The sequence below is a fragment of the Kitasatospora sp. NPDC094019 genome (assembly GCF_044764505.1).
Lineage (GTDB): Bacteria > Actinomycetota > Actinomycetes > Streptomycetales > Streptomycetaceae > Kitasatospora.
Genome location: NZ_JBIWIF010000005.1, coordinates 381,325 through 402,596, shown reverse-complemented (window position 1 = coordinate 402,596; position 21,272 = coordinate 381,325). Strand labels below are relative to the sequence as shown.

Genomic DNA, 21,272 nt, shown 5'->3' with positions numbered 1-21,272 from the left:
GGCATGGCCTGCGGCCACGGAGCGGCACTGGAACTTGATGGGTTTCTCGCCGACCCCGCGCGGCATCGCTCTGCACCACAGCGGGATCATCGAAGACTGCTCGGATCCGGGGGGCGATCGATCCGCGGTGCGGACGGACCTGGCCTCTTCCCGTACTCCGTTGTTGCGACGGACGATAGCAGTCCGTCAGTGCGGCATAAACACCGCCCCCCTCGTTGGGGGGACAGTGGGCCGTCGTCACTGTTGACGCCCCTTGTCCGAAGGCTTCTCGGCCTTGTTTTCGGAGGTGTCGGTCTCGACGTAGAAGGTCTTGGCCTTGAGGAAGCCGCGGACCTGGAAGCCGGTCCAGATCAGTACGCAGCCCAGCAGGGTGAAGGCGAAAGCCTGCCGGTTGAAGAGCTCGGTGTTCTTGAAGACCGCCAGCACGATGCCGACCAGCAGGATCTGAGTGGTGTACACCAGCAGCCCGACGGCCATCATCATCTGCGGGTTCGACCTGGTCAGCCGGTCGAGGGCGACCTGGCCGGAGGCGAAGAAGACCATCACGAGCAGAGCGCCGAGGAAGGCCCCGAGCAGGCCCTTGCCACCCGCGACGGCGAAGGAGATCGCCATCGCGATGACTCCGGCGACCGCAGTGGGGATCGCGGCGCCTCGGAGGATCCGGGCGTCGTTGGACGGCATGTCGGCAACTCCGGCGGCATGTCGAGTGGCGGGGGACGGGCACAGAACTTCGGCGGGTGACACCGGACCGGAAACCACCGCGGGCCGGCCGCTCGACGGCGAGCCCGTCGAGTGGGACCCGCCAGGGACGGAAGTCATCCACCTGTCAGGTCTTTCGGCGTGTTCTCGGTACTCGTGAACGGTATCACAAACTATTTGATGAGAGCTTTACCATGAATGTGTGGCACCTGTCACACCGATGGCCCAAGGGTGCCGCCGATCGGGTGAACCCACGTGACGTGCCCTCACCTGCCCGAACGGCCCCGGCCGTTGCCCCTAACGACCGCGGCCGTTGCCGTGCGGACGGCCGGTGATCGCGGACGACCCCTTGGGCACTCCGCCGAGCAGGCGCTTGTCCTCGGCCGACAGTTCGGCCATCGGTTCGGAGCTCGCGCGCCCGGCCGATTCGGCGGTGAGCTCGGTGCCCTCCGCCACCGGGGCGGCGGCGCGGGCGACCGGGCGACGGCGGTAGCGCGGCGGCACGAACGCCTGCACCGCGCGCGGGGCGCGGGGCCGGAACCGCGGGGTGAGCAGCACCACCAGCCCGACCAGGCAGAGCCCGGCCAGCGCGAGGACGACGGTCCGGCCGGTGTTGGTGACCGAGAAGGCGACGGTCCCGAAGGCGATCAGCGCGGCCCAGAAGTACATGATCAGTACGGCGCGGCTGTGCGAGTGGCCGACCTGGAGCAGTCGGTGGTGCAGGTGCCGCTTGTCGGCGGCGAACGGGGACTGGCCCGCCCAGGTGCGGCGGACCACCGCGAGCAGCAGGTCCGCCAGCGGCAGCGCGATGACCGTCAGCGGCAGCAGCAGCGGGATGTAGATCGGCACCAGGGCGTGGGTGGCGGCGGTCTGGGAACCGAGCTCGCTGGTGATGAGGTCGGGGTCGACCCGGCCGGTGATGGAGATCGCGGCCACGGCCAGCATCAGGCCCAGCATCATCGAGCCGGAGTCGCCCATGAAGATCCGGGCCGGGTGCATGTTGTGCGCCAGGAAGCCCAGGCACATGCCGATCAGCAGCACACTGAACAGCACCGCGGGGGCGGCGTCGGTGATCGTGTAGCCGTACCAGAGCCGGTACGAGTACAGGAAGAAGGCGATCGCGGCGATGCAGACCATGCCGCCCGCCAGACCGTCCAGGCCGTCGATGAAGTTCACCGCGTTGACCATGACGACGACCAGGACCACCGAGATGACCATGCCCTGGGTCGGACTGACCGCGACCGGGCCGACGCCGGGCACCGGCAGGGTGATCACCGTGACGCCCTGCCAGACCATCACACCGGCGGCGATCATCTGGCCGCCCAGCTTCACCAGGGCGTCCACGCCCCACTTGTCGTCCAGCACGCCGAGCAGCCACATGATGCCGGCGCCGGAGAGCAGCGCGCGGATGTCGGTGCCCTGGGAGAACACCTTGCTCAGGTTGTCGAGCTGGGAGGCGACCAGGATGCCCGCGCAGAGTCCGCCGAACATCGCGATGCCGCCGAGCCGCGGCGTCGGCTCGCGGTGCACGTCACGCGCGCGGACCGGGGGCATCGCCCCCGCCGCGATGGCGAACTTCCGGACCGGGCCGGTCAGCAGATAGGTGACCGCCGCGGTGCAGAACAGGACCAGCAGATACTCACGCACCACTGGCCTCCTGCAGCGCTGTCCGACGGTTGGGTACCGAAGGTACTCCCGTGCCTGTCCGAGGTTCGAGGTGCGTCGCCACGGCACACACCTTATTGACTCCGACGCCGGGGGCACGCATCGCGGTTCGCCCTACCGGGTAGGAGATTCGAAAGCCCGGTCAGCGCCGCCCGGCGAAGGCCCGCGCGAGCTCCCCGACCCGCTCCGCCACCCGGACGTCCGTCCCCCCGGCGAGCAGCCGTCCGACCAGGGCGGCGATCTCCGCGAGCTCGGTCTCCCCCATCCCCTGCGAGGTCACGGTTCCGGTGCCGAGCCGGATCCCGGAGGCTTCGGACGGCGGCGCCGGGTCGAACGGCAGCGCGCACTTGCCGAACAGCAGCCCGGCGGCCGCGCAGCGGCGTTCGGCCTCGGCCCCGCTGACGCCGAGCGCGCCGACGTCGGCGGTCACCAGATGGGTGTCGGTCCCCCCGGTCAACGGGCGCGCTCCCGCCTCCGCGAGCCCTGCCGCGAGCACCCGGGCCCCGGCCACCGTGCGGTGGGCGTACGCCCGGAAGGCGGGCGTGGCGGCCTCGGCCAGCGCGACGGCCTTTCCGGCCACCTCGTTCATCGCGGCGCCGCCCTGGCTGAACGGGAACACCGCCCGGTCGACCCGCTCCGCCAGCTCCGCGGTGCACAGCAGCAGGCCGCCGCGCGGGCCCCGGAGCAGCTTGTGGGTGGCCGCCACGGTGACGTCCGCGTACGGCACCGGGGACGGCGCGACGCCGGCCGCGACCAGGCCGGTGGTCTGCGCGACGGAGGCCACCAGATAGGCGTCCGTCTCGTCGGCGATGGCCCGGAAGGCGGCCCAGTCGGGGTGTCTCGGGTAGGAGATGGAGCCGGCCACGATCGCCTTCGGCCGGTGCCGCAGGGCGAGTTCGCGGACCTGGTCGAGGTCGATCAGACCGTCCTCGCGGCGCACCCCGTAACCGACGAAGTCGAACCAGCGGCCGGAGAAGTTGGCCCGGGATCCGCAGCTGAGGTGGCCGCCGTGCTCCAGCGACATCGCGAGCACCACGTCGCCGGGCCGCAGCAGCGCGGCGTAGGCGGCGAGCATCGCCGCCGTGCCGGAGCGCGGCTGGACGTTGGCGTGCGGGGCGGCGAACAGCTCCCGGGCCCGGTCGATCGCCAGCAGTTCGGCGGCGTCGGCGAGCGAGCAGCCGGCGTGGTGGCGGCGGCCGGGGTAGCCCTCGGCGTACTTGTCGATCAGCGGGCCGGTGAGGGCCGCCAGCACGGCCGGGCCGGTGAGGTTCTCCCCCGCCAGCAGCTGGATCGTCCCGGCCCGCCGTTCGGCCTCGGCGGCGAGCAGGTCGGCCAGTTGGGGATCGGCCCGGAACAGGGCGGCGGAGAGCGCCTCGGGGGTCTCGACGGGGCCGGTCGCGGCATCGGTGACGGTCATGGCGGGGGCTCCCGGGCGCGTCGGGTCGGATCCCTCCAGCGTAGGACCGCCCCCGCGCCCCGGCGCGGCGGCGCGGGCCGGGGTACGCCCGGCCGTACGAAGCGGAGGACCGGGCCGGTGGCGTCACGGCACCCGATCGGCCCCGGTCGGGGCTCAGTGCGGCGCGCGGACCCCGGTGAGGGCGGTGACCACGGGGTCGACCGCGTGGAATATCTCCTCGCCGCAGTTGCGGAACATGCCGATCGGCGCGCCGTACGGGTCGTGCAGCTCGTCCGTCTCGGGGTCGGCGGCCAGCAGCCAGCCGCGGAGCGCCGCGGCGGCCCGGACCAGGGCCCGGGCGCGCTCGGTGACGTCGGCGCCGCGGCGCGGGTCCGGCAGGGTGCCCGGTTCGATCGTCCGGACCAGCCGGGTGAACTCCTTCAGCGTGAAGGTGCGCAGCCCCGCCTCGTGGCCCATGGAGATGACCTGGGCCCGGTGGTCCAGGGTCGCGGTGAGCACCAGGTCGGCCTCGACCACGTGCTCGTCCAGCAGTTCGCGGCCGGTGAAGCCGCCGCTGTCGGCGCCGTACTCGTCCAGCACCGTGGCGGCGTGGTCCTCCATGGGCGCGCCGACATGGCCCCAGGTACCGGCCGACTCGACCAGGATCCGTCCGGCCACCCGGGGGTTGAGCCGGGTGTCCAGCTCACGCCGGGTGAGCCGCTCGGCGATCGGCGAGCGGCAGATGTTGCCGGTGCAGACGTACAGGATCCGGAAGTGGTCGAGCGGCCTGGGGCCCACGCTCAGGTACGGCGATATGCCGGGCCCGGCATGGAGGGAAGCGGCCGTCAACTGCCGGCCTCCAGGTCGGGGACGACCTCCCTCAGCTGCTCGACGGAGATCGCGCCGGCCCTCAGCAGTACCGGCACCTTGCCGGTGACGTCGACGATCGACGAAGCCTGGGCGTGGTCGGCGGTGCCGCCGTCCAGGTACACCGAAATGGAGTCGCCGAGCTGCTGCTGGGCCTCGTCGCAGGTGGCCGGGGACGGGCCGCCGGTCCGGTTGGCGCTGGAGACGGCCATCGGTCCGGTGGCGTTCAGCAGTTCGATGGCGACCGGGTGCAGCGGCATCCGGACGGCGACGGTGCCGCGGGTCTCGCCGAGGTCCCAGCGCAGCGAGGGCTGGTGCTTGGCGACCAGGGTGAGCCCACCCGGCCAGAAGGCGTCGACGAGCTCCCACGCCTGCTCGGAGAAGTCCGTGACCAGGCCATGCAGGGTGGTCGGCGAGCCGACCAGGACGGGCGAGGGCATGTTGCGGCCGCGGCCCTTGGCGGCGAGCAGGGCGGCCACCGCCTCCGGGGAGAAGGCGTCCGCGCCGACCCCGTAGAGGGTGTCGGTGGGCAGCACGACGAGTTCGCCGCGGCGGACGGCCGAGGCGGCCTCACGCAGACCGGTGGCGCGGTCCCCGGCATCGGCACAGTCGTAACGGCGGCTCATCGGTGCGGTCCCCTTCCGGACGGGCTCATGGTGGTGTTCACAGCGCCGCTCCGACGCCCCGACCCTCGGTGCCCGTCGGTCACCTGGTCGGTCACAACGACGCCTTGCGGGCCGTGGTGAAGCGCGGGCGGTTGTTCAGATCGCGGTGGTCGGCGGTGTCGGTCCAGCCGGCCTCCTCGTTGAAGATCCACGGGACCTGCCCGCCCTGGGTGTCGGCGTGCTCGATCACCACGGCGCCGCCCGGGCGCAGCAGGCGGGCGGCGACGCGCTCGATGCCGCGGATGGTGTGCAGGCCGTCCTCGCCGGAGAACAGCGACATCTGCGGGTCGTGGTCGCGGGCCTCCGGTGCCACGTACTCCCACTCGGTGAGCGGGATGTACGGCGGGTTGGAGATGACCAGGTCGAAGCGGCCGTCCCAGGCGCGGTCGTCCTCGAAGGCCCGGGTGGCGTCGCCCTCGTGCAGGGTGACCCGGGCACGGTCGGGCGAAGCCTCGATGTTGCGCCGGGTGTAGGGCAGCGCGCCCTCGTCCAGCTCGAAGGCGTGGACGACGGAGCGGGGCAGTTCCTGGGCGAGGGCCAGCGCGATGGCGCCGGAGCCGGAGCAGAGGTCGACGACCAGCGGCTCGGCGACGTCCATGTCGCGGACGGCGTCTATGGCCCACTCGACCACCGACTCGGTCTCCGGGCGGGGCACGAAGACGCCGGGGCCGACCGCCAGCTCCAGGTAGCGGAAGAACGCCCGGCCGGTGATGTGCTGGAGCGGCTCACGGGCCTCCCGCCGGGAGACGGCCTCCCAGTAGCGGGCGTCGAAGTCCGCGTCCTTGACCGTGTGCAGTTGGCTGCGCCTGACGTTGTGGACGTGTGCGGCGAGCTCCTCCGCGTCGAAGCGCGGCGACGGCACGCCGGCCGCGGCCAACCGCTGGGTGGCCTGGGCCACCTCGGCGAGTAGCAGGTTCATCCGTACGACCTCTTGCTTCCGCTCTCCGGCCCCGGCGTCGGTCCCGCCGCCGCCGGTGTCAGTTCTGTTGGGCCGCGGCGAGCTTGGCCGCGGCGTCCGCGTCGACGCAGGACTGGATGACGGCGTTCAGTTCGCCGTCCAGCACCTGGTCCAGGTTGTACGACTTGAAGCCCGTCCGGTGGTCCGAGATGCGGTTCTCCGGGTAGTTGTAGGTCCGGATCCGCTCGGAGCGGTCCACCGTGCGGACCTGGCTGCGGCGCGCGTCCGAAGCCTCGCGCTCGGCCTCCTCCTGCGCGGCGGCCAGCAGCCGCGAACGCAGGATGCGCATCGCCTGCTCCTTGTTCTGCAGCTGGCTCTTCTCGTTCTGGCAGGACGCCACGATACCGGTCGGCAGGTGGGTGATCCGGACCGCGGAGTCGGTGGTGTTGACCGACTGGCCGCCCGGGCCGGATGAGCGGTACACGTCGATCCGCAGATCGTTGGCGACGATCTCGACCTCGACCTCCTCGGCCTCGGGGGTGACCAGCACGCCCGCCGCGGAGGTGTGGATGCGGCCCTGGGACTCGGTGGCGGGGACACGCTGCACGCGGTGCACGCCGCCCTCGTACTTCAGCCGGGCCCAGACGCCCTGGCCGGGCTCGGCGTTGCCCTTGGTCTTCACGGCCACCGAGACGTCCTTGTACCCGCCGAGGTCGGACTCGTTGGAGTCGATGAGCTCGGTCTTCCAGCCGATCCGCTCGGCGAACCGCAGGTACATCCGGAGCAGGTCGCCGGCGAACAACGCCGACTCCTCGCCGCCCTCACCGGCCTTGATCTCCAGAATGACGTCCTTGTCGTCGTTCGGGTCGCGCGGGACCAGCAGCAGCCGCAGCTCCTCCGTCAGCTCCTCGCGGCGGGCCTCGCCGGACTTCACCTCGGCAAGGAACTCCGGCTCCTCGGCGGCGAGTTCGCGGGCCGCCTCGATGTCCTCACCGGCCTGCCGCCAGGCCCGGAAGACCCGGGTGATCGGGGTCAGCTCGGCGTAGCGCTTGGCCAGCTTGCGGGCGTTCGCCTGGTCGGCGTGGACGGACGGGTCGGCCAGCCTCGCCTCGAGGTCGGCGTGCTCGACGAGGAGCTCTTCGACTGCCTCGAACATGGGGGTGGCCTTCTTCCCGGGGATCGGTGGGTGGGTCTGGGCGGCCGCGCGGCGCGGAGGGTGCGGGGGGACGCGAACGGCGCCGGTCCCCCATGCCCCCGGAACGAGTACGGGGGCACCGGGAACCGGCGCCGAGCGAGCGCTAGGACTTCGAGCTGTGCTGCTTGCCGAAGCGGGCCTCGAAGCGGGCGACGCGGCCACCGGTGTCGAGGATCTTCTGCTTGCCGGTGTAGAACGGGTGGCACTGCGAGCAGACCTCGGCGCGGATCTCGCCGCTCTTCTCGGTCGACCGGGTGACGAACTCGGCGCCGCAGGTGCAGGTCACGTTGGTGACCACGTACTCGGGGTGAGCGTTGGACTTCAAGGGATTCTCCTAGGTTCGGGAGGGCACCGGGTCGGCGGCGGGGACGCCGCTCGTGAACCGGGACCGACGGACCAGTCTGCCAGGACCGGCCGCTTCTTCCCAAACCGGGGGGCGCCCGGGGATATTCCGGGCACCGCCGGAGCCCGCCCGCGTCCCGTCCCGGGCCGTCCCGGGCCGGGCGCGGGCCCGGCCGGAGCTCAGCCGCGCCGGGCGGGGGCGGTCGCCGGTGCCGTCGCGGGCGCCTTCGTCGGGGCCGTGGGGGCGGTCTGGGCGGGGTTCGACGGCTGGGCGGCGGTCACCGCCTCGGGCACCGGCCGGTCGGCCTTCAGGGCCGCCCACAGCTGGTCCGCCTGGGGCTGCAGCTCGACCACCCGGTCCGGGTCGCCGGGGGCGGCCGTCACCGGCAGGGTGACCATGCCGAGCTGGTCCGGCCCGATCCCCTTGAGCTGCTCGGCCAGGCCGACCAGGGAGTTCACCGAGGCGAGCGCGGAGTCGGTGGTGATCGAGCGGGTCAGGGTGTCGCCGACCGACCAGAGCTTCACCGGGTTGGTCAGCAGCCCCACCCCGCCGGCCTGCTTGAGCAGCGAGCGCACCATCTGCTTCTGCAGCTCGATCCGGCCGAGGTCGCTGCCGTCGCCCACGCCGTGCCGGGTGCGGACGAAGGCGAGCGCCTGCTTGCCGTCGAGGTGGTGCTCGCCGGGCTGGAGGTCGAGGCCGCTGTCCTTGTCGTGGATGGCCACGGTGGTGGTCACGGTGGCGCCGCCGACGGCGTCCACGAGCCGGGCGAAGCCGGCGAAGTCCACCTCGACGTAGTGGTCCATCCGCAGCCCGCTGAGCTGCTCGACGGTCTTCACCGCGCAGGCCGCGCCGCCGGCCTCGTAGGCGCTGTTGAACATCGCGCGCTTGGCGGCCGGCACCGCCCGGCCCTGCCGGTCGGTGCACTCGGGGCGCGGGACGAGGGTGTCGCGGGGTATGGAGACCACATCGGCGCGGGAGTGGTCCTGGTTGACGTGCAGCACCATCGCGGTGTCCGAGCGGGCGGTGCCGCCGGTGTCGCCGCCGGCCAGGTCGGCGTTGCCGCCGGCCCGCGAGTCCGAGCCCAGCACCAGCAGGTTGAACGAGCCGTCGGTGGCCGTGGGGGGACGGGAGGTGCCGAGCCGGGCGTTGATGTCGACGCTCTTGATGTTGCCGTCCAGCCGCAGGTAGGCGTACCCGGCGGCCCCGGCGCCGAGGACGACGAGCGCGGCGGACCCGCAGGCGGCCGCGCGCAGGAGCTTGCGGCGGCGGCTCGGGACCCTCTTGTGTTCGGCCATACGGTCCAGAATAAATCGGACAAGCTGCTTGAAAGACCCCAGACTGTCCCAAGTCTGGAACAACCCCGGGCCCGGAACGCGGCGAGCCCCGGGCCGCTCGCGCGGGCCGGGGCTCGTCCGTGGACCGAGGAAGGTCAGTCGCCGGACCCGGGGGTCGTCTTGGCGATCTGCATCAGGAACTCGGCGTTGCTCTTGGTCTGCTTCATCTTGTCCAGCAGCAGCTCGATCGCCTGCTGCGAGTCGAGCGCGTGCAGCACCCGGCGCAGCTTCCAGACGATGGCGAGCTCCTCGCCACCGAGCAGGATCTCCTCCTTGCGGGTGCTGGAGGCGTCCACGTCGACGGCCGGGAAGATGCGCTTGTCCGAGAGCTTCCGGTCGAGCTTGAGCTCCATGTTGCCGGTGCCCTTGAACTCCTCGAAGATCACCTCGTCCATCCGCGAGCCGGTCTCGACCAGCGCGGTGGCCAGGATGGTCAGCGAGCCGCCGTTCTCGATGTTGCGCGCGGCACCGAAGAACTTCTTCGGCGGGTACAGCGCGGTCGAGTCGACACCACCGGACAGGATGCGGCCGGAGGCCGGCGCCGCCAGGTTGTAGGCGCGGCCCAGACGGGTGATCGAGTCCAGCAGGATCACCACGTCGTGACCCAGCTCCACCAGACGCTTGGCGCGCTCGATGGCCAGCTCCGCGACGGTGGTGTGGTCCTCGGCCGGGCGGTCGAAGGTCGAGGAGATGACCTCGCCCTTCACCGACCGCTGCATGTCGGTGACCTCTTCCGGACGCTCGTCGACCAGGACGACCATCAGGTGGCACTCGGGGTTGTTGTGGGTGATCGCGTTGGCGACCGCCTGCAGCACCATGGTCTTGCCGGTCTTCGGCGGCGCGACGATCAGACCGCGCTGGCCCTTGCCGATCGGCGACACCAGGTCGATGATCCGGGTGGTCAGGATGCCCGCCTCGGTCTCCAGGCGCAGCCGGTCCTGCGGGTAGAGCGGGGTCAGCTTGTTGAACTCGGGGCGGCCGCGGCCGCTCTCCGGGTCCATGCCGTTGACGGAGTCCAGCCGCACCATGGCGTTGAACTTCTCGCGGCGCTCGCCGTCCTTGGGCTGGCGCACCGCGCCGGTGATGGCGTCACCCTTGCGCAGGCCGTTCTTGCGGACCTGGGCGAGCGAGACGTAGACGTCGTTCTGGCCCGGCAGGTAGCCGGAGGTGCGGACGAACGCGTAGTTGTCGAGGATGTCGAGGATGCCCGCGACCGGGATCAGGACGTCGTCCTCACCGATCGGCTGCTCGACGACACCGGTCTCGAAGCCCTCGCGGCGGCTGCCCCGGCCCCGGCGGTCGCGGTAGCGGCCGCGGCGACCGCGCCGGCCGTCACCGAACTCGTCGTCGTCGAAACCGCCCTGCTGCGCCTGCGCCTGCGGCTGGGCCTGCTGGGGGGCGGCCTGGCGGCTCTGCTGGCCCTCGCCCTGGGCGCCCTGCTGGCCGCCCTGGCGCTCGGTCCGCTCGGGACGGTCCCGGCGGTTGCGGCGGTCGCGGCGCGACTCGCGCCCGTCGCCGTCCTGGCCGGCCGGTGCCTCGGCGGTCTCCTGGCGGCCCTCGCGCTCGCCGCCCTCGCGGCGGTCCCGGCGGTCCCGGCGGTCGCGGCGGGTCTCGGCGCGACCGTCCTCGCGGCTCTCCGCGGCGCGGGCGCCCTCGGGGCGGGCCTCGGCCTGCTTGGCCTCGGTCACCACGGCGGCGGGCGCCTCGACGGCATCGGCGGTCGGGGCGCCGGCGGCCGAGGTGGCCCGGCGGCGGGTGCGCTCGGCACGGGCCGGCGCGGCGGTCTCGGCGGCGGCCTGGACCGGGATCTCGATCTGGGCCTGCGCCTCGGCGGCGGCGGCCGGGGCCTCGGCCCGGGCGGCGGCGGCCTTGGTGGTGCGGCGGGCGGGCTTCTCGGCCGGCTCGGCGGTCTCGGCCTTGGCCGCGCGCTTGGCGGCCGGAGCGGCGGCGGTGGCGCCGGCGAGCAGCGGGTCCCCGCCGCTCTTCTCCTTGATGGTCTCGATCAGCTGGCTCTTGCGCATCCGCCCGGTACCGGTGATGCCCAGGTCACCGGCGAGCTTCTGCAGCTCCGCCAGGACCATGCCGTCCAGGCCCGCGGCGGCGGTGCGGCGGCGCCGCGCCGGAGCCGCGGGGGCGGCGGCGGCGTCCGACGCCTCGGCGTCCGGGCGCGCGCCCATCAGATCGGTGGTGTCGCTCACTAAGGGTCCTTCCCTGGAGCGGACGTCGGCCTGTCTGGCTCGGCGACCGGTTGTGCTGTCCTGACCAACGCTCGACTGCGTCGGTCCGAGGCGGTGATCCCCCGGATGGCGGTGCCGGTCGGGGGAGAGCTGCGAGGTGCGGTGCTGAAAGCACGGTGGTGCTGAGTGGCGTGGTGGGACGGTCGTGTGCCGACCCTCCCCCCGGCCTCCGGCCGGGAGCTGCCCCCACGCTGCCTGCGAATCCCGGGCCCCCGTCGCGTGACGGTGGCCCGCGCTCCGCCCGTCCTGTGCCTCCAGGGGGGAGGCCGCGGGGGGAGTCAGGTGCCGTCACGGCTTCGGGATGCGGCCGCAAGTCGCGCAGGCAGGCTGCGTACGCGCTGCGGTGGGCTCCCGGAGAATCGTCGCCCCGTGTATCGCCTGGACACCACTGACGCGGAGTGCTGGGATCGGGACGCGGCGCACCGAGCCCCGGAGGGCACCTGGTGCAGCAATGAGGTTAACACTACCGACCCCCTCAGACATTCCCCAGCCTTGCGCTTGCCAATCGTGTCCGGACGGCCCGGCGCCGGGGTACCGGGCCGGACCGCCGCGGACGGGGTGTTTCAGACGTCGAGCGGGAGCACCGAGGCTCCGGTCCGGTCGAGTTCGAGCCGGTGGGCGGCGAACGCCGGGCCGCCGTTGCCGTGGTCGCCCGCGAAGTCCAGGACCTTCTGCACGCCCGCCTCGTCGGTGAGCGCGAGCACGGTCGGACCGGCGCCGGAGATCACGGCGGGCACGTTCTCGGCCCGCAGCGCGGCCACCAGCGCGGCGCTGTCCGGCATCGCGGACGCCCGGTAGTCCTGGTGGATCCGGTCCTCGGTGGCGGCGAGCAGCAGGTCGGGGCGCCGGGTCAGCGCCTCGACCAGCAGCGCGGACCGGCCGGCGTTGGCGGCGGCGTCGGCCAGCGGGACGGTCCGCGGCAGCAGGCCGCGGGCGGTCTCGGTGAGCACCTCGGTGGCCGGCACGAACACCACCGGGACGACCTCGGCGGAGGGCTCCAGGGCGATCGCCCGGGCCCGGTCCTCCTCGGTCCACGCCACGGTGAAGTTGCCGCGCAGGCAGGCCGCGACGTTGTCGGGGTGGCCCTCCAGCTCCGAGGCGAGCGCCAGCAGCTCGTCGTCGTCCAGGGCGGACGGGCCGCCGATGGTGACGGCGCGGGCGGCGACGATGCCGGCGCAGATCGCGGCGGAGGAGGAGCCCAGGCCGCGACCGTGCGGTATGCGGTTGGCGCAGACCACTTCGAGGCCGCGCGGCTGGCCGCCGAGGCGGTCGAAGGCGGCGCGCATCGAGCGGACCAGCAGGTGGCGCTCGTCGCGCGGCAGCGTCTCGGCGCCCTCGCCCGCGATGTCGACGGAGAGCCCGGAGTCGGAGACCCGGACGACCACGTCGTCGTAGAGACCCAGGGCGAGTCCGAAGGCGTCGAACCCCGGACCGAGGTTGGCGCTGGTCGCGGGGACCCGGACCCGGACGGCGGCGGCACGGAACGCAGGACCGGCCATGCGGTGGACTCTCCTGGGGAAATCGGGCGGCGCGAAGCGCGTCGGTGCGAGGGTGGGGGCGGGCCGCGGGGCCCCGGCCGGGGCGGGCGGTCACATTCGGTGGTGCGGCCCGGAATGGGGTCGGACCCGGGGCATGTGCCACACGGCCGCACCCAGAGTATCGAAGACAGGTTCCACAGCGGTACACCCCGTGGGCCTTCGATCTGGTGTGTTGCCGGTTCTGGCCGGAATTCATGCCGGATTCGGATCGGAATCCGGCACGGAATTGACACAAAAGTGTCAGTCGAGAACGAGACCGGGCCGACCCTCGAAAGGGTCGGCCCGGGGTGGGGGGATGTTCATCCGCCCGCCGTCCGTACGGGGTACCGCCGGACGCTCCGTCAGTCGAGCAGGCCCAGCTGCCGGGCGGCGGCCTCGGGGTCGATCGGGACGATCCGGGGCTGCGGCGCGCCCGCCACCGCCCAGTCCGGGTCCTTGAGGCCGTTGCCGGTCACGGTGCAGACGATCCGCTGGCCCGGGTCGACCAGGCCGGCCTCCGCCTTGGCCAGCAGACCGGCCACCGAGGCGGCCGAGGCGGGCTCCACGAAGACGCCCTCCTGGGAGGCCAACAGCCGGTACGCGGACAGAATCTGACGATCGGTCACCTTGTCGATGAGACCGCCCGATTCGTCCCGCGCGGCGAGCGCGAAGTCCCAGGAGGCCGGGTTGCCGATCCGGATCGCGGTGGCGATGGTCTGCGGCTTGAGCACCGGCGCGCCGTCCACGATCGGGGCCGAGCCGGCGGCCTGGAAGCCCCACATCCGCGGCGTGCGGGCGGCCAGGCCGTCCGCCGCGTACTCGCGGTAGCCCTTCCAGTACGCGGTGATGTTGCCCGCGTTGCCGACCGGCAGCACGTGGATGTCCGGCGCGTCGCCGAGCATGTCGACGATCTCGAAGGCGGCGGTCTTCTGGCCCTCGATCCGGACCGGGTTCACCGAGTTGACCAGCGCCACCGGGTACTTCTCGGACAGTTCACGCGCAAGGGTGAGGCAGTCGTCGAAGTTCCCGTCCACCTGGAGGATCTTCGCGCCGTGCACCAGCGCCTGGCCCATCTTGCCGAGGGCGATCTTGCCCTGCGGGACCAGCACCGCCGACACCATCCCGGCCCGCACCGCGTACGCGGCGGCGGAGGCGGAGGTGTTGCCGGTGGAGGCGCAGATGACGGCCTGGGCGCCGTCCTCCTTCGCCTTGGAGATGGCCATCGTCATGCCGCGGTCCTTGAAGGACCCGGTCGGGTTGGCGCCCTCGACCTTGAGGTAGACCTCGCAGCCGGTGCGCTCGGACAGCACCTGGGCGGGGACCAGCGGGGTCCCGCCCTCCAGCAGGGTGACCACGGGGGTCGCCGCGCTGACCGGCAGGCGGTCCCGGTACTCCTCGATCAGACCCCGCCACTGGTGGGTGTGGGTGCCTCGGGCGGCGTTCTCGGCAACGCTGCTCATCATCTGTTCCTATTCCCCTTCGACCCGCATGGTGCTGGCCACGTCGCGCACGCTGTCGAGTGCGCGGAGCTTGTCGACCGTCGCCGACAGCGCGGCGTCGGTCGCACGGTGGGTGACCACGACGAGCGAGGCGTCGCCGTCGCGGCCCTGCTGGCGCACGGTGTCGATGGAGACGCCGTGCTCGGCGAAGACCGAGGCGACCTGCGCGAGCACCCCCGCGCGGTCGTCGACGTCCAGGCTGACGTGGTAGCGGGTGACGACCTCGTCCATCGGCTTGGCCGGCAGCTGGGTGTACACCGAGTCACCGGGGCCGGTGGCGCCGGCGAGCTTGTTGCGGCAGACCGCCACCAGGTCACCGAGGACCGCCGAGGCGGTCGGCGCGCCGCCCGCGCCCGGGCCGTAGAACATCAGCCGGCCGGCCGCCTCGGCCTCCACGAACACCGCGTTGTACGCCTCGCGGACCGAGGCCAGCGGGTGGGACAGCGGGATCATCGCCGGGTGGACCCGCGCGGTCACCGACTCGCCGTCGGCGGCCCGCTCGCAGATCGCCAGCAGTTTGACCACGCAGCCCATCTCCTTGGCGGAGGCGATGTCGGCGGCGGTCACCTCGGTGATGCCCTCGCGGTACACGTCCGCGGCGGTCACCTCGGTGTGGAAGGCGATGCCGGCCAGGATCGCGGCCTTGGCGGCGGCGTCGAAGCCCTCCACGTCGGCCGTCGGGTCGGCCTCGGCGTACCCGAGCGCGGTGGCCTCCTCCAGCGCCTCCGAGTACCCGGCGCCGGTGGTGTCCATCTTGTCCAGGATGAAGTTGGTGGTGCCGTTGACGATGCCCAGCACCCGGTTCACCCGGTCGCCGGCCAGCGACTCGCGCAGCGGGCGCAGCAGCGGGATCGCGCCCGCCACCGCGGCCTCGTAGTAGAGGTCGACACCGGCCGCGGCGGCGGCCGCGTGCAGCTCGGTGCCGTCCTGGGCGAGCAGCGCCTTGTTGGCGCTGACCACCGAGGCGCCCTGCGCGAACGCCGCCAGGATGAGGTTCTTGGACGGCTCGATGCCGCCCACGACCTCGATCACCACGTCGATGTCGCCCCGGGTGACCAGGGCCTCGGCATCGGTGGTGAGCAGGTGCTCGGGCACGCCCGGACGGACCCGCCCCTGTCGCCGGACCGCGATGCCGGCGAGCTCGACCGGCGCGCCGATGCGCGCGGCGAGGTCGGCGGCGTCTGTCGTCATGATGCGCGCCACCTCGGAGCCCACCACACCACAGCCCAGCAACGCCACCTTCAGCGGCCGCGTACGCATCATCCGACTCCGCTCTGCATTCGTCGTTCTTCGGTCGTTCCGGCGGGCATTTCGACATCCCGCCGGACTTTCGGTCTTCACCAGTCTCCGGGACTTTCCGTACGGATCTACGGTCGTTCCATGATCTGAGACAAGGATTTCGTCATCCGATATCGAGACGCAGGAGATCCTCCTCCGTCTCACGCCGGACGATCACCCGGGCCGCACCGTCCTGGACGGCGAGCACCGGAGGCTTGAGGGCGTGGTTGTAGTTGCTCGCCATCGAACGGCAGTAGGCGCCGGTGGCGGGCACCGCGATCAGGTCGCCGGGGGCCAGGTCGGCGGGCAGGAAGGCGTCCCGCACGACGATGTCGCCGGACTCGCAGTGCTTGCCGACCACCCGGACCAGCATCGGTCCGGCGTCACTGACGCGCGACACGAGGGCCACCGTGTACTCGGCGTCGTAGAGCGCGGTACGGATGTTGTCGGACATCCCGCCGTCCACGCTGACGTAGGTGCGCAGACCCTCCAGCGGCTTGACGGTGCCGACCTCGTACAGGGTGAACGCGGTCGGACCGACGATCGCCCGGCCCGGCTCCACGCTCAGCCGGGGGGCGGTGAGGTTCGCGGCGGCGCACTCGCGGCGGACGATGTCGGCCAGCGCGGCCGCGATCTCGGCCGGCTCGCGCGGGTCGTCCTCGCTGGTGTAGGCGATGCCGAGGCCGCCGCCGAGGTCGATCTCGGGCAGCTCGACGCCGTGCTCGTCGCGGATCGACGCCAGCAGGCCGACCACCCGGCGGGCGGCCACCTCGAAGCCGGCGGTGTCGAAGATCTGCGAGCCGATGTGCGAGTGGATGCCGCGCAGCTCCAGGGCGCCGGGGTGCGCCAGCACCCGGCGGACGGCCTCGGCGGCCGCTCCCCCGGTCAGCGAGAGGCCGAACTTCTGGTCCTCGTGCGCGGTGGCGATGAACTCGTGGGTGTGCGCCTCCACGCCGACGGTCACCCGGATCAGCACCGGCTGCCGGACGCCCTGGTGTCCGGCCACGGCCGCCAGGCGCTCGATCTCCTCGTAGGAGTCGACCACGATGTGCCCGACACCGGTCTTCACCGCGTGTTCGAGCTCGTCCACCGACTTGTTGTTGCCGTGCAGCGCGATCCGCTCCGGCGGCATCCCGGCGGCCAGCGCGACGGCGAGCTCGCCGGAGCTGCACACGTCGAGGTTGAGGCCCTCCTCGTGCAGCCAGCGCACGACCGCCTTGGAGAGGAACGCCTTGCCCGCGTAGTAGACGTCGGCGTCCCCGCCGAAGGCGTCCCGCCAGGCGCGCGCCCGGGAGCGGAAGTCGGCCTCGTCCATGACGTAGGCCGGGGTGCCGAACTCGGCGGCGATGCGGTTCACGTCGAGGCCGCCGACGGTGACCGCGCCCTCGGCGTCCCGGACGACGGTCCGCGACCAGACCTTGGGGTCGAGCGCGTTCAGGTCGCTCGGCGGCGCCTGGTAGTGCCCCTCGGGCAGTACGTCACCGTGACGGGGGCCTGCGGGATGTGCGGAGCGAGACATGTCCTCGGTTTCCTCGACCTATGGCGAGGGGCGGCGACGGTCCCCGTTGACCGTCCGCCGCCCCCGCTGTGCACATGGGGGTGGTGCCTACATCCGCTCGGGCGACGAGACGCCCAGCAGCGTCAGACCGTTGGCGATGACCGTGCGTGTCGCGTCGGCCAGCCAGAGCCGGGCGTGCGTGAGGTCGGTGACCTCCTCGTCGCCCTTCGGCAGGATCTGGCAGTTGTCGTAGAAGCGGTGGTACGTGCCCGCCAGCTCCTCCAGGTAGCGCGCGACCCGGTGCGGCTCGCGCAGCTCGCCGGCCGTGGCCAGGACCCGCGGGAACTCACCGAGCTGGCCGAGCAGGTCGGACTCCCACTCGGTCGCGAGCAGCTCGGGTTTGAAGTCGGCGGAGCGCTCGATGCCGAGCTCGCCGGCCTTGCGCCGCACCGAGCACATCCGGGCGTGCGCGTACTGGACGTAGAAGACCGGGTTCTCGTTGGTCTGGCTGGTCAGTACGTTGATGTCGAGCGTGATGGTCGAGTCCGTGGAGGAGCGCGCCAGGGTGTAGCGGGCCGCGTCCACGCCGATCCACTCGACCACGTCGTCGATGGTGATGATGTTTCCGGCCCGCTTGGACATGCGGACCTCCTCGCCGTCGCGAAGCATCTTCACGAACTGGCCGATCTTGACCTCGATGTTGCGGTCCATGTCGTCGCCCGCGCAGGCGGCGATGGCCTTGAGGCGGTTGACGTAGCCGTGGTGGTCCGCGCCCAGCATGTAGACCGATACCTCGGCGCCGCGGTCCCGCTTGGAGAGGTAGTACGCGGCGTCGGCGGCGAAGTAGGTGGTCTCGCCGTCCGCCTTGATCAGGACGCGGTCCTTGTCGTCGCCGAAGTCGGTGGTGCGCAGCCAGATGGCGCCGTCCCGCTCGAAGACGTGGCCCTGCTCGCGCAGCCGCTCCATCGCCTTCTCGACCGCGCCGGAGTCGTGCAGCGACTTCTCCGAGAACCAGACGTCGAAGTGGGTGCCGAACTCGTCCATCGAGCGCTGGATCTCGGCCACCATGAGCTTGAGGCCCTCGGTGCGGAAGACCCGCAGCTGCTCGTCCTCGGTGAGGTCGAGCACGCCCGGGACGCCCTCGGTGATCGCCTTGGCGATGTCGGCGATGTACTCGCCGACGTAGCCGTCCTCCGGGACGGGCCTGCCGTTGGCGGACGCCTGGAGCGACTTGGCGAACTTGGAGATCTGCACGCCGGCGTCGTTGAGGTAGTACTCGGTGGTGACGTCGGCGCCGGAGGCCCGCAGCACACGCGCCAGCGAGTCGCCGACGGCGGCCCAGCGGACACCACCGATGTGGATCGGGCCGGTCGGGTTGGCGGAGACGAACTCAAGGTTGATCTTCAGACCCTTGAGCGCCTCGTTGCGGCCGTAGCCCTCGCCCGCCTCGACGACGGTACGGGCCAGCTCGCCCTGGGTGGCGGCGTCGAAGGTGATGTTCAGGAAGCCGGGCCCGGCGATGTCGACCTCGGCGACCCCGGGCAGCTCTCGCAGGCGGGCGGCCACCAGGTCGGCCACGACTCGCGGCGGCTTGCCGGCCGACTTCGCGAGCTGGAGGGCCACGTTGGTCGCGTAGTCGCCGTGGTCCCTGTTCTTGGGCCGCTCGACCGTCACGTGCTCGGGCACGGCGACGGCCAGCTCGCCCGCCTCGACGGCGGCGCTCACTGCGGCCTGGACTGCCTGGGAAAGCTCTGCGGGGGTCACGACGCCAAGCGTAGGCGAGAGGGGGTGGGCCCCCGCCACCCGGTTTGCCGGTTGAGACACCGGGACGGCCCGCTCGGGCCCGGTCGCTCAGGCCCGATCACTCCAGCCTGTTCGCCCAGGGCGAAACCCGTCCACCGCCCCGGGGTCCTTGCCGAGCTCCATCAGCCGCCGCACCAGGGTGACCAGGTCCGCCGGATCGAAGGGCTTGCCCAGGTAGCCGTCCACCCCGACCGACTCCCCCAGGTCCAGGTCCGCCGGCGTGCACGCGCTCACGATCGCGATCGGCAGCTCCCGCGTCACGGGCGCCGCGCGCAACCGGGCCGCCGTCCGCAGACCGTCCAGCCTCGGCATCATCACGTCCAGCGTCACCACGTCGGGCTTCACCCGGCGGACCACCTCCAGGCACTCGGCACCGTCGGCGGCGGTCACCACCTCGAAGCCCTCGAGCTCCAGGTTGACCCTGATCAGCTGACGGATCACCTCGCTGTCGTCCACCACGAGGACCCGCCCGGACACTCCCGACACCTCACCGAGGGTATCGGCGGGCCCGCCGCCCCGTCCGGCCTTTGGCCACTTCCGCCCGGCCGCCCGTCCGGCCGCCCCGTCCGGCCGCCCCGTCCGGCCGCCCCGTCGGGCCGGGCCGGACCCGGCACCGGACGGCCCGTCGGAGCTCCGGGAAACCCGTGCACGGAGCACGGCCCGGGCCTGGTAGTGTTCTCCACGTCGAAGCGAACGCGACGACAACAATGAGCAGGCCCCCGTAGCTCAGGGGATAGAGCACCGCCCTCCGGAGGCGGGTGCGTAGGTTCGAATCCTACCGGGGGCACTTCGCAAGAAGTGCTGAACAGGCCCAGGCCAGTGGCGAGTTGCCACCGGACTGGGCCTGATTCGTTTTCCGGCCCCAGCGCCCCAGCGCCCCGACGCCCTGAGGTCCTGACGCCCGGTCGACCCGCGGGGCCGGGTCGCGGCCCCACGGGTACGACGGTCAGCTCGCGGCGGCGGAGCCCGCTCCGGCGGGGGCGGAGAAGGTCTCGGCGGGGCCGAAGTCGGTGAAGGTCACCTTGTTGACGAGCTTGGCCCCCTTGCTGAGGACCACCTGCTCGACGTAGCGGGTGCGGCCCTTGCCGTCGACCCACTGGTCGAAGTCGAAGCCGGTCTGCCCCTTGGCCTTCGCCGTACGGTAGCTGCGCGGGTCGATCCGGGCGATCTGCTCCACGTCGATGTGGCCGGACAGGTGCTGCACCGGGACGCCGTCGCGGGTCTCCGCACCCTTGCGGGCGGAGGGGCCCTGGGCCAGCAGCAGCTTGGCGTACTCCGTGTAGTCGAGAACCGGCAGGTCGGCGGACCTCGGCACCTTGGCCCACTCGTCGTCCGGGCCCATCCGCATGTACGAGGCGTCGGTGGTGGTGACCGTCTCGACGGTCAGGCTGCCGTCGACGGCCTTCATCTCGACGCGGCCGCTGTAGGTCGCGTTGAGGTTCTGCCGACCGGCGGTGACCAGGGCGACCTTCCCGTCCGTCTCGGTGGTCATCTTCATGGAGACGGCGTAGGGCTCCTTGCCCGCGTTCTCCACCGCCTTCGCCGGGTCGAAGTCCCCGGCCGGGGCGGCCGGGGACGTCACCGCCGGGGACGTGACGGCCGGGCTCGTGGGGACGGGAGCCGGGGTCTCGGAGACTGCGGGCGAGGGGGCGGCCGCGGTGGTCGCGGGCGCGGCGGCGGCCGAGGTGGTCGCCGGGGCGGGGGCCGCCGCGTTCTTGTCCTCGGTGTCGTTGCAGGCGGTGAGCGCGGCCAGGGCGACGGCGGTCGCGGCGGCGGCGAGGACGGTGGTACGGCGCATCGTGATGAAGCCCCAAAGCGAAAAGTGATGGTCGGTGTGCGGAGAGCGTCCCACAGCGCCCGGCCGTTGATCGAACCGGTATTCGATCCGGTGTCACGCCGGAACTCCGGGCGCTCCGACGGGGCTTCAGGCGCCGGCGGGAGCGTCCGCCAGCCGGTCCATCAGGCGGGCGGCGAGGCGGAGGACTTCGCGCTCGGTCTCGGAGAGGGCTCCCAGTGCCTGCGCCAGCCAGGCGTCCCGCCCGGCCATGTCGCGGGCCAGCGCGGTACGGCCGTCGGCGGTGAGGTGGAGGACGGACTGCCGGCGGTCCCGCTCGCCGGGGACGCGGCGGAGCAGGCCGTCCCGCTCCAGTTCGGCGAACACCCGGGTCAGCGACTGCGGTTGCTGGTGATCGGCGGCGGCCAGCTCCCCCGGGGACATCGGGCCGTGCCGCAGCAGGTGCCCGAGCACGCTCAGCTTGTTGAGGCTGAGGCCCTCCCCCACGCGTTCCGAGCGCAGTCGGCGGGCCAGCCGGACGGTGCCCTGGCGGATCTCCGCCGCCCCCGGAAGCCACGGCTGATCAATCTCCATATTGCTACGC

General features: G+C 72.5%; 18 protein-coding genes and 1 tRNA gene. 1 reads left to right on the top strand and 18 read right to left on the bottom strand.

What is annotated here, in order from left to right:
• Positions 1-237 precede the first annotated feature (237 nt).
• The 16 genes from ACIQ9P_RS14200 to ACIQ9P_RS14125 form a co-directional block, all read right to left on the bottom strand.
• On the bottom strand, positions 238-681 hold the full coding sequence (locus ACIQ9P_RS14200; protein ID WP_402354740.1) for a hypothetical protein: 444 nt from the start codon (positions 679-681) through the stop codon (positions 238-240).
• A 315-nt stretch (positions 682-996) separates the two neighbouring features.
• The gene (locus ACIQ9P_RS14195; RefSeq protein WP_402354738.1) at positions 997-2,346 is read right to left on the bottom strand and encodes an MraY family glycosyltransferase; all 1,350 of its coding nucleotides are present in this window, start codon (positions 2,344-2,346) and stop codon (positions 997-999) included.
• 160 nt (positions 2,347-2,506) lie between these two features.
• Positions 2,507-3,781: a serine hydroxymethyltransferase gene (glyA, locus tag ACIQ9P_RS14190; RefSeq protein WP_402354736.1), complete on the bottom strand. Its 1,275-nt coding sequence runs from the start codon at positions 3,779-3,781 to the stop codon at positions 2,507-2,509.
• 153 nt (positions 3,782-3,934) lie between these two features.
• The gene (locus ACIQ9P_RS14185) at positions 3,935-4,576 is read right to left on the bottom strand and encodes a protein-tyrosine-phosphatase (protein WP_402354969.1); all 642 of its coding nucleotides are present in this window, start codon (positions 4,574-4,576) and stop codon (positions 3,935-3,937) included.
• 29 nt (positions 4,577-4,605) lie between these two features.
• A complete protein-coding gene (locus tag ACIQ9P_RS14180) occupies positions 4,606-5,253 on the bottom strand; it encodes an L-threonylcarbamoyladenylate synthase (protein ID WP_402354735.1) in 648 nt (215 codons plus the stop codon).
• A 91-nt stretch (positions 5,254-5,344) separates the two neighbouring features.
• Positions 5,345-6,211 carry a peptide chain release factor N(5)-glutamine methyltransferase gene (gene prmC, locus ACIQ9P_RS14175; RefSeq protein ID WP_402354733.1) on the bottom strand — a complete coding sequence of 289 codons (867 nt, stop codon included), beginning with the start codon at positions 6,209-6,211 and terminating at the stop codon, positions 5,345-5,347.
• 58 nt (positions 6,212-6,269) lie between these two features.
• Positions 6,270-7,346 (bottom strand): peptide chain release factor 1, encoded by a 1,077-nt coding sequence (gene prfA / locus ACIQ9P_RS14170; RefSeq protein ID WP_402354731.1) that lies wholly within the window; start codon positions 7,344-7,346, stop codon positions 6,270-6,272.
• A 142-nt stretch (positions 7,347-7,488) separates the two neighbouring features.
• The gene (rpmE, locus tag ACIQ9P_RS14165; RefSeq protein WP_402354729.1) at positions 7,489-7,710 is read right to left on the bottom strand and encodes a 50S ribosomal protein L31; all 222 of its coding nucleotides are present in this window, start codon (positions 7,708-7,710) and stop codon (positions 7,489-7,491) included.
• Positions 7,711-7,907: 197 nt separating this feature from the next.
• A complete protein-coding gene (locus tag ACIQ9P_RS14160) occupies positions 7,908-9,023 on the bottom strand; it encodes an LCP family protein (protein ID WP_402354727.1) in 1,116 nt (371 codons plus the stop codon).
• 134 nt (positions 9,024-9,157) lie between these two features.
• Positions 9,158-11,260, bottom strand: coding sequence for a transcription termination factor Rho (gene rho / locus ACIQ9P_RS14155; RefSeq protein ID WP_402354725.1), 2,103 nt, complete (start codon positions 11,258-11,260; stop codon positions 9,158-9,160).
• A gap of 602 nt (positions 11,261-11,862) precedes the next feature.
• Positions 11,863-12,798 carry a homoserine kinase gene (gene thrB, locus ACIQ9P_RS14150; RefSeq protein WP_402354723.1) on the bottom strand — a complete coding sequence of 312 codons (936 nt, stop codon included), beginning with the start codon at positions 12,796-12,798 and terminating at the stop codon, positions 11,863-11,865.
• A 380-nt stretch (positions 12,799-13,178) separates the two neighbouring features.
• Positions 13,179-14,276, bottom strand: a complete 1,098-nt coding sequence (gene thrC, locus ACIQ9P_RS14145) for a threonine synthase (RefSeq protein WP_402354721.1) — start codon at positions 14,274-14,276, stop codon at positions 13,179-13,181.
• A 9-nt stretch (positions 14,277-14,285) separates the two neighbouring features.
• Complete coding sequence (locus tag ACIQ9P_RS14140) at positions 14,286-15,578, bottom strand: homoserine dehydrogenase (RefSeq protein WP_266271486.1); 1,293 nt, start codon at positions 15,576-15,578, stop codon at positions 14,286-14,288.
• Positions 15,579-15,717: 139 nt separating this feature from the next.
• Positions 15,718-17,112, bottom strand: a complete 1,395-nt coding sequence (gene lysA / locus ACIQ9P_RS14135) for a diaminopimelate decarboxylase (protein WP_402354719.1) — start codon at positions 17,110-17,112, stop codon at positions 15,718-15,720.
• 87 nt (positions 17,113-17,199) lie between these two features.
• Positions 17,200-18,855 carry an arginine--tRNA ligase gene (gene argS, locus ACIQ9P_RS14130; protein WP_402354717.1) on the bottom strand — a complete coding sequence of 552 codons (1,656 nt, stop codon included), beginning with the start codon at positions 18,853-18,855 and terminating at the stop codon, positions 17,200-17,202.
• An 87-nt stretch (positions 18,856-18,942) separates the two neighbouring features.
• Complete coding sequence (locus ACIQ9P_RS14125; RefSeq protein WP_402354715.1) at positions 18,943-19,380, bottom strand: response regulator; 438 nt, start codon at positions 19,378-19,380, stop codon at positions 18,943-18,945.
• A gap of 229 nt (positions 19,381-19,609) precedes the next feature.
• Here ACIQ9P_RS14125 and ACIQ9P_RS14120 point away from each other — a divergent pair.
• Positions 19,610-19,681, top strand: a tRNA-Arg gene (locus ACIQ9P_RS14120).
• 159 nt (positions 19,682-19,840) lie between these two features.
• On the opposite strand, the gene ACIQ9P_RS14115 is transcribed toward ACIQ9P_RS14120, so the two are convergent.
• Together ACIQ9P_RS14115 and ACIQ9P_RS14110 are read right to left on the bottom strand one after the other, a co-directional pair.
• Positions 19,841-20,692 (bottom strand): LppX_LprAFG lipoprotein, encoded by an 852-nt coding sequence (locus ACIQ9P_RS14115; RefSeq protein WP_402354713.1) that lies wholly within the window; start codon positions 20,690-20,692, stop codon positions 19,841-19,843.
• A gap of 126 nt (positions 20,693-20,818) precedes the next feature.
• Positions 20,819-21,262, bottom strand: a complete 444-nt coding sequence (locus ACIQ9P_RS14110; RefSeq protein ID WP_402354711.1) for a MarR family winged helix-turn-helix transcriptional regulator — start codon at positions 21,260-21,262, stop codon at positions 20,819-20,821.
• Positions 21,263-21,272 lie beyond the last annotated feature (10 nt).